Origin of the sequence: Halorubrum tibetense (assembly GCF_042661865.1) — an archaeon.
Classification (GTDB): Archaea; Halobacteriota; Halobacteria; order Halobacteriales; family Haloferacaceae; genus Halorubrum; species Halorubrum tibetense.
In genome coordinates this window covers 1-3292 of the sequence record NZ_JBHSWW010000266.1, presented here as the reverse complement: position 1 = coordinate 3292, position 3292 = coordinate 1, and the positions used below count along the sequence as shown (strand labels likewise).

Annotated in this window: 2 protein-coding genes; one reads left to right on the top strand and one right to left on the bottom strand. The window is 69.7% G+C overall.

What is annotated here, in order from left to right; translation table 11 throughout:
* The coding region (gene purD, locus ACFQEU_RS13365; protein WP_379782935.1) for a phosphoribosylamine--glycine ligase at window positions 1-1166 on the bottom strand (1166 nt) is incomplete at its 3' end.
* A gap of 132 nt (window positions 1167-1298) precedes the next feature.
* On the opposite strand from purD, the gene ACFQEU_RS13360 reads away from it, so the two are divergent.
* Window positions 1299-3292 (top strand): thioredoxin domain-containing protein (locus ACFQEU_RS13360; protein ID WP_379782933.1); only part of this gene is annotated, 1994 nt, incomplete at its 3' end.

The window sequence follows — 3292 nt, the reverse complement described above, 5'->3', positions numbered from 1 at the left end:
TCCGCGGCGGCGATCGAGTCGCCGCGGCCGACGACCGCGAACGACCGGGACGTCGTCGTGTAGAGGCCGTCCTCCCGCTCGTCGACGCTCGCGTAGTAGAGCAGCGCGTCGCCCGCGCGCTCCTCGTCGACGGCGATCCGCGCTCCCGAGTCGGGGTCAGTGGGGTACCCCACCGGAACGGCGTATTTACAGACGGTTGCCTCGCCAGAGAACGTGAGCTCCGGGAGCGGGTCGCCGTCACGGGCGGCGACCAGCACGTCGATGAACGGCGTTTCGAGGACTGGGAGCGTGTTCATCGCCTCCGGGTCGCCGAAGCGGGCGTTGAACTCGACGACCTTCGGCCCCTCGGCGGTGAGCATGAACTGCCCGTAGAGGACGCCCTTGTACGCGGGCAGGGCGTCGACGACGGCGTCGAGCACGCCGAGCGCAGCCTCGTAGTCACCCGGTTCCATGAACGGGAGCGACGGCCCCGTGTCGGAGTACGATCCCATGCCACCGGTGTTCGGTCCCTCGTCGCCCTCGTAGGCGCGTTTGTGGTCCTGGACCGCGGGGGTCGCCCGGAACTCCCCGTCGGCGACGAACGCTTGTATCGTGAACTCCTCGCCGACGAGTCGCTCCTCGAGGACGACACGATCGTAATCCGCCTCCTGGAGGTAGGCTTTCGCCTCCTCGGCCGTGACCTGATCGCCGATCACCTTCACGCCCTTCCCGCCAGTGAGGCCGGCAGGCTTGACCGCGAGGTCGCCATCGTACTCGTCGATGTACGCGCAGGCGGCCGCCATGTCGTCGAACACCTCGAAGTCGGGGCAGCCGGGGACGTCGGCGTCGGTCATGAACCGGCGCTGATACGCCTTGTCCGTCTCCAAGCGCGCTTCCGCCTCTCGCGGGCCGAACGCGTACACGCCCGCCTCGTCGAGTGCGTCCGCGACCCCCGCTTCGAGCGCCGACTCGGGACCGATGACCGCGAGGTCCGCGTCGACGGCAGTCGCGAACGCGACGATCCCCTCGGGGTCCGTCTCCGAGACCGTCTCGAACCCGTCGGCGAGCCGGCGGATCCCGGGGTTCCGATTGCTTGCACAGGCGTACAGCGCGCAGTCGTCGGCGAGCGCGCGGGCGATAGCGTGTTCGCGGCCGCCGCCGCCAACTAGGAGTACGGTTTCCGTCATGCGCGACGGATTCCCGCATACAAGTGTAAACCTTACCCTCTCGATCGGGTATTCGATCCCTGTTTATGGATCGACCGTCGATCGAGCGGTCTGTGTACCGGGGTTTTTCGGGTCGGGGGGCTAACGGCGTCCATGTCACAGCCCACGGAGCGGAACCGGCTCGACGAGGAGTCCAGCCCGTACCTCCGACAGCACGCCGACAACCCGGTCAACTGGCAGCCGTGGGGCGAGGAGGCGTTCGATCTGGCGCGCGAATACGACGTCCCCGTGTTCGTCTCCATCGGCTACTCGTCGTGCCACTGGTGTCACGTGATGGAAGAGGAGAGCTTCGCCGACGAGGAGACGGCGGCGCTGCTCAACGAGTCGTTCGTCCCGGTCAAGGTCGATCGCGAGGAGCGTCCGGATGTCGATAGCACGTTCATGACCGTCTCACAGCTGGTGACGGGTGGCGGCGGGTGGCCGCTCTCGGCATGGTGCACGCCGGAGGGGGAACCGTTCTACGTCGGGACGTACTTCCCACCCGAGTCGCGCGGGAACCGCCCGTCGTTCCCCGGGCTCTGTCGACGGATCGCGGACTCTTGGACCGACCCGGAACAGCGCGCGGAGATGGAGCGTCGTGCCGAGCAATGGACGACGAGCGCGCGCGACGAGCTGGAGTCCGTCCCCGATTCCCCCGGGGAGCCGCCGGGGGCGGGGCTCCTCGACGAGGCGGCGGCGGCCGCGATGCGGAGCACGGACACGGAACACGGCGGGTTCGGAACCAGCGGGCCGAAGTTCCCGATGCCGGGGCGGGTCGACATCCTGTTGCGAGCGGCGGGGCGGACCGGTCGCGGCGACCTCCTCGAAGCGGCCACGCGCACCCTCGACGGGATGGCCTCCGGCGGGATGTACGACCAGATCGGCGGCGGGTTCCACCGGTACGCCGTCGACCGATCGTGGACGATCCCGCACTTCGAGAAGATGCTGTACGACAACGCCGAGCTCCCCATGGTGTACCTCGACGGACACCGCCTCACGGGCGACCTCCGGTACGCCCGGGTCGCCGCCGAGTCGTTGACGTTCCTCGAACGGGAGCTGCGACACCCCGACGGCGGGTTCTTCAGCACGCTCGACGCCCGGAGCCGAGCCCCCGACGGCCGAGAGGGATCTAGTGCGGACGAGCCGCTGGAGGGCGCGTTCTACGCGTGGACGCCCGCGGAGGTCGACGCGGTTCTGGACGAACCGGTCGCGGACCTCGTGAAGGCCCGGTACGGGATCCGGTCCGGCGGGAACTTCGAGCGCGGCACGACGGTCCCGACGCTCGCCACCTCGGTCGACTCTCTCGCGGCGGAACACGACCGCTCGCCCGAGGCGATCGAGGAGCTCCTCGCGGAGGCGCGGGACGCCCTCTTCGAGGCACGCGAGGAGCGCCCCCGTCCCGCCCGCGACGAGAAGGTCTTGGCGTCCTGGAACGGACGAGCGATCTCCGCGTTCGCCGCCGCCGGGACGGTGCTCGGCGACGCGTACACGGATCTGGCGGTCGACGCACTCGAGTTCTGTCGCGACCGGCTGTACGACGCCGAATCCGACCGGCTCGACAGGCGGTGGATCGACGGTGACGTGGCCGGTCCCGGGTATCTCGACGACTACGCGTTCCTCGCACGCGGCGCGCTCGACACATACGGTGCGACCGGCGATCTCGACGCCCTCGCGTTCGCCGTGGCGCTGGCCGACGGGATCGTCGAGGAGTTCTACGACGCCGACGACGGCACGATCTACTTCACGCGGGACGTGGGTTCTGGCGGTGACGTGGTCGGCTCCCCCGGCAGCAGCGGCGACGCAACGCTGTTCGCTCGTCCACAGGAGTTCGCGGACCGATCGACGCCATCGAGTCTCGGCGTCGCGGCCGACACGCTGGCGGTCCTCGACGGGTTCCGGACCGACGACCGCTTCCGGTCGATCGCCGAGGCAGTGGTACGGACCCACGCCGACCGCATCCGTGCGAGCCCGCTGGAACACGTCTCGCTGGTGCGGGCAGCGGAGCGCGTGGAGTCCGGTGGGATCGAGGTGACGATCGCGGCCGAGGAGGTGCCGCGGGCGTGGCGAGAGGCGCTCGGGGAACGGTACCTGCCGGGTGCGACCGTCGC